This window comes from Mycobacterium sp., from assembly GCF_040509115.1.
In the GTDB taxonomy this organism is placed as follows: Bacteria; Actinomycetota; Actinomycetes; order Mycobacteriales; family Mycobacteriaceae; genus Mycobacterium.
In genome coordinates this window covers 1-4,951 of sequence record NZ_JBEVLO010000122.1, presented here as the reverse complement: position 1 = coordinate 4,951, position 4,951 = coordinate 1, and the positions used below count along the sequence as shown (strand labels likewise).

The 4,951-nt window shown below is 66.7% G+C and carries 5 protein-coding genes; all 5 read right to left on the bottom strand.

Annotated elements, in window-relative coordinates; all coding sequences use genetic code 11:
* The coding region (locus ABW137_RS09410; protein WP_526399169.1) for an acyl-CoA dehydrogenase family protein at positions 1–969 on the bottom strand (969 nt) is incomplete at its 3' end.
* Positions 970–997: 28 nt separating this feature from the next.
* The gene (locus ABW137_RS09405; protein ID WP_526399167.1) at positions 998–1,618 is read right to left on the bottom strand and encodes a TetR/AcrR family transcriptional regulator; all 621 of its coding nucleotides are present in this window, start codon (positions 1,616–1,618) and stop codon (positions 998–1,000) included.
* A gap of 5 nt (positions 1,619–1,623) precedes the next feature.
* Positions 1,624–2,538 carry a hydroxymethylglutaryl-CoA lyase gene (locus ABW137_RS09400; protein ID WP_526399165.1) on the bottom strand — a complete coding sequence of 305 codons (915 nt, stop codon included), beginning with the start codon at positions 2,536–2,538 and terminating at the stop codon, positions 1,624–1,626.
* Positions 2,535–3,737, bottom strand: coding sequence for a CaiB/BaiF CoA transferase family protein (locus tag ABW137_RS09395; RefSeq protein WP_526399163.1), 1,203 nt, complete (start codon positions 3,735–3,737; stop codon positions 2,535–2,537). Before ABW137_RS09395 ends, ABW137_RS09400 begins: the two co-directional genes overlap by 4 nt.
* On the bottom strand, positions 3,737–4,927 hold the full coding sequence (locus ABW137_RS09390) for an alpha/beta hydrolase family protein (protein ID WP_526399171.1): 1,191 nt from the start codon (positions 4,925–4,927) through the stop codon (positions 3,737–3,739). Before ABW137_RS09390 ends, ABW137_RS09395 begins: the two co-directional genes overlap by 1 nt.
* Positions 4,928–4,951 lie beyond the last annotated feature (24 nt).

Here is a 4,951-nt window from a genome sequence, read left to right as displayed (position 1 = left end):
GCGCACCATCTGCGCTTCGGTCTGCAGCTCGACCAGCGGCCACTGAACGGCTTGATTCACCGAGAGCGGCTTGCCGAACACCACCCGCTCGGAGGCGTACGCCGCGGCCCTGTCGATGCAGTACTGGGCGGCGCCGAGGCTGCTGGCTGCCTGTCGAATCCTGTTCTCGTGGAGAAAGGTTTGACCCACTTCGAGACCGTGGTCCACCCTGCCGAGGATGGCGTCGCTCGGCACGCGCACGTCCCTGAGTTCGACCTCGCCGTGGTCGGTCGGCATGTTGAACGTCCACCAGTAGAAGGGCACGCTGAAGCCCGGTGTGTTGGTCGGCACCAGGAATGCCGTGATGCCGACGGCTTGCCCTGGTTCACCCGACGTGCGGGCGAAGACCAGATCGTGGCTCGCGCGGTGTACGCCGGTGTTCCATCGCTTGGTCCCGTTGATCACCCAGCCGTCTCCGTCGGCCACCGCGGTGGTCTCCAGCCAGGTGGCGTCCGAGCCGTGGCCCGGCTCGGACAATCCGAACGCCATCGAGCGCTCGCCCGTCAGCAGGGCCTCGCCCCACTCCTTCTTCTGCTGGTCGGTGCCGAACCGATCCATCATGATGACCTGAGGAAAGTTGCCGACGATGGACGACTCGTCCTGTAGGTCGTTGTGCAGTCCGAGACCCTTGTGTGCCAGGTGTTCTCGGATCACCGCCATGTCCAGGTTGGTGCCGTCACGCCCGCCGAACCGGGATGGAAGGCCGTAGCGCAGCCAGCCCGCGGCATCGGCCCTGCGCCGCATCTCGTCGAGTAGATCTTCCCATGCCCGCTGGGGGATGCCATCGTTCTCCCAGTCGGTGCGGGCGTACTCACGGCGGCGGTCGAAGTACTGCGCGTGTTCGGCTTCCAGTGGCTTGATCTCGGACTCGATGAAGGCGTCCATTTGGGCCAGAAGGCCCGGAAGGTGGTCGGGCAGGGCGAAATCCACACTGATTCCTTTCTGACGGTCGAACTGCTCAACAGCCGTACAGTGTCTTCTTCCAAATCGTCGACAGGGTGCGCACTGCGTCCTCGTCGGTGCTCGCCACCCCGAGCGTGGTCGCGGTGTCGGTGCGAAGGTAGACCGTGGTGAATCGCTCGAACAGCAGGGAGATGGCCAGCGCCGTGTGCTCGGGGTCGAGCTCGGAGCCGTAGCCCTGTTCCTGCGCCCGCAGCACCGAGGCCCGCACGATGTCGATGCCGAACCGGCGGAATTCGTTTTGCAGGTCGGCGAACCGCGTTTGGCTAGAGGCCAGCTGGTCGACGGCCACCATGATGCCGATGTTCTGCTTGAACATGTTCCAGTAGCCCGTCACCACCGCGGTGAAGAACTGCTGGTCGTCGGGTGAGGAGGGGAGATGCACCGTGAGCCCCGACGGCATCACGACGTCGACCAGGAACGAGTGGGCAAGGGAGGCCAGCAGATCCTCCTTGTCACTGTAGTAGCGGTAGAACGACGCCGTCGTCCGTCCCGCCGCCGAGGTGATGTCGGCCAGGGTGGTCCCATGAAAGCCACGCTCGGCGAACAGCTTTCGCGCAGCCGCGTCGATCGCGTCACGGGTCTGACGGCCCTTCGCGGTGAGCGTCTCCGATGCCATGATCGTCAGCCGAGAATACGATCGCCCGCGCGCAGCAGTGCGCTGGGAAGGTCATGGCCTACGACGTCGCGCGCCACGCTCGCCGCGTGGATCGCTGCCTGCAGGTCGACGTCGACGCCGATACCGCTGTCGCGCAACAGATACACCAGATCCTCGGTCGCGATGTTTCCGCTCGCCCCGGGGGCGAAGGGGCAGCCACCGAGGCCGCCGACCGATGCGTCGAGGCGGGTCACGCCAGCGGTCACCGCCGCGTACGCGCTGGCCAACCCCGCACCGCGCGTGTTGTGGAAGTGCGCGCCGAGCGGCAGGTCACCGATCAGTGGCCGAAGGAGTTCGACCAGGCCGGTCACCCGGAAGGGTGTCGTCGTGCCGATGGTGTCCGCGATGGCGATGCGGTCCACGCCGATGTCGACCGCCGCCGACGCGATGTCCAGCACCCGAAGGGGATCGGTGGGCCCGTCGAAGGGGCAGTCCCACGCGGTCGCGATGATCACCTCGATCGTCGCGTCGTTCTCGTGGGCGATCCGCGCGATGTCGGCGATCATGTGGGTGGAGTCGGAGGTCGACCGCCCGACGTTCGCTTGACTGTGCCCGTCGGCGGCCGAGACCACGTACTCGATCGACCCCATGCCCGCATCGACCGCGCGGCCCGCGCCACCCGGGCCTGCCACCAACGCGGAGAACTCGACACCGTGCGCGTCGCGGAGGCGGGGGAGTTCGGCGGCGAGCGCGGCGGCGTCGGCCAGTGCGGGCACCTTCGACGGCGATACGAACGCGGTGGCCTCGATTTCGCGAACGCCCGTGGCGAGCACGGCTTCGAGCAGTTCGAGCTTGGCTGCCAACGGGATCGGGTCCTCGATCTGCAGACCGTCGCGCAGGCAGACCTCGCGGATGGTCACGTGGCTGGGCAACGCCGTCACAGCACCCCCTCCGTTCGCAGTGCGCCGAGCTGCTCGGCGGAACGGCCGAGGAGCTCGCCGTAGACCTCGTCGTTGTGCTGACCCGGCTCTGCTGAACCCGCGTTGCGGATGGTGCCGGGCGATTCGGAGAGCACGGGAATCACCCCTGGCCCCTTGATGTTCCGCCCGACTCTCTCGTCGAAGTGGTCGGCGATCATGCCGCGGGACACCAGTTGCGGATCCGTGACGACCTCGGCCACGGTGTTGATCGGGCCACTGATCACTCCCGCCTCACCGAGTGTCGCGATGATGTCGGCGGGCTGGCGTTCGATGGCCCATGCGGCGATGATCTTGTCGATCTCGTCCTGATTGCGGCCGCGCGCAACGTGATTGACGAAGCGGTCGTCGGTCGCGAGCTCGGGCTGGCCCATCGCGGCACACAATCGGCGGAACACGGTGTCCTGGTTCGCGGCGATCACCACCCAGCTGCCGTCGGCGGTCGGGTAGATGTTGGACGGGGCGATGCCCTCGAGCCTGGTGCCCGACGGGCCCCGCACCACGCCGCCGACGTCGTAGTCGGGGATGGTCGACTCCTGGACGGCGAGGCACGCTTCCGTCAGTGCGGCGTCGACGATCTGGCCTTCGCCGGTGACGGTGCGACGGTAGAGCGCGGCCATGGCGCCCTGTGCCGCGAACATCCCTGCGAGGCTGTCGCCCAACGAGAGCGCCAGCCGGGGTGGTGGACCGCCGGGGAAGCCATTCATGTGTCGCAGCCCGCTGGCTGCCTCGGCCACCGATGCGTAGCCGGCCTTGTGCGCTTCGGGCCCGGTCTGGCCGTAGCCGGACACGCGCACCAGGATGATGCCCCGATTGCGTTCGCGCAGAACGTCATAACCGAGGTTCCACTTCTCCAACGTGCCCGGCCGGAAGTTCTCGACGATGATGTCGGAGCGTTCGACCAGCTCGAGAAACAGCTCGCGGCCCGCCTCCGCCCGGAGGTTGAGCGTGACCGCCTTCTTGTTGCGGGCGTGCACCGTCCAGAAGAAGTGGTGACCGTCGAGTTCGGCCTGGCCCCACGTGCGCAGCGGATCTGGGGCGCCGGGCGGCTCGACCTTGATCACCTCGGCACCCATGTCGCCGAGAAGTCGGCCGGCGAACGGGCCCGAGATCAGCGTGCCGACCTCGATGACGCGGATGCCGTCGAGCGGGCCGGTGACCATCAGAGACTGAACCCGTGGCGGTGCAGCCAATCCGTGCAGATACCGACCGCCTCGCGCAGGGTGCCGCGTTGGTCGGGACCCGAGTAGTAGTGGTTTGCACCGGCGATCTCGTGCATCTCCTTGTCGGAATGGCCGATGGCGGCGAACAGTCTGCGGGTGTGGCTCGGAGTGCACGCGTCGTCGGCGAGGTTGCCGATCACCAGTGCGGGAACGGCGATTTCGGGGCCCGCCTTGACGGCATCGCCGTTGGCGTCGTCGTAGCTCCACTGAGACAGCCAACTGCGCAGCGTGCAGAACCGTGCGAGGCCGACGGGTGAGTTGTTCACCACCTCGGGATCGCCGAGGTAGCAGGTGCCGGGAGCACGGTCGTTGGGGTCGACGGTCGGGTCGAGCCATCGCGGGTCGGCCATGGTGCCATGGACGACGAACCCGAACTCGTCGTCGGGCCTGCCCGCTTCCTTGAGCTCGGCGAGTTTCTCCTTGACCCATTTCGTGATTCGACGGTTGCGATCGACCTGCGCCTGCCGGTAGCGATCGAGGAACTCACTCGTGTACGGCGGCTGATTCGGATTGGCCGGGTCGTACAGATCGAGTTCCGGGTCACGCCTGGATGGGTCGGACTCGTCGAGGATCGACGCGTCCAGCCATTCGGTCATGGTGCCGTGGCGGCTGATGTGGGCGGCCAGGAGCATGATGCCGTCCGCGGGAATGAGTCCCAGCTTCGTCAGGTCGGGTCCGTCGCCCGACGGGCTTGCGGTGACGGTTGGATGCTGAGCCTGCTGCTGATAGAACACCGACAGCGATCCGCCGCCGCTCCAGCCTGCCAGCACGACCTTGTCGTAGCCCAGCCGATTCTTGGCGTCCTTGATGCACTCGCCGAGGTCCTCGACGACCTTCTCCATCAGCAGCGCCGAGTCGGTGCCGCGAAACCGGCTGTTGCAGTAGATGACGTGGTGGCCTGCCCTCGCGAGCGCGTTGATCATCGGCAGGTACGCGCCGCCGCCGATGGGATGCATGAACACCAGGACGGTGTCTGACGGTTTGTCCTTCGGCTTGAGGAGATAACTCTCCATCACCACCAGCTCCGAAACCCCGCCGTACACGTCGCGGACACCCGAATTGTTCTGGTAGGCAACCAGATACGGGATGCGGTCGTATTCGTAGCGAACCGGTGCCTCCGTCGTCGTCATCTCAGTGTTGGCCCAGATCGTTGG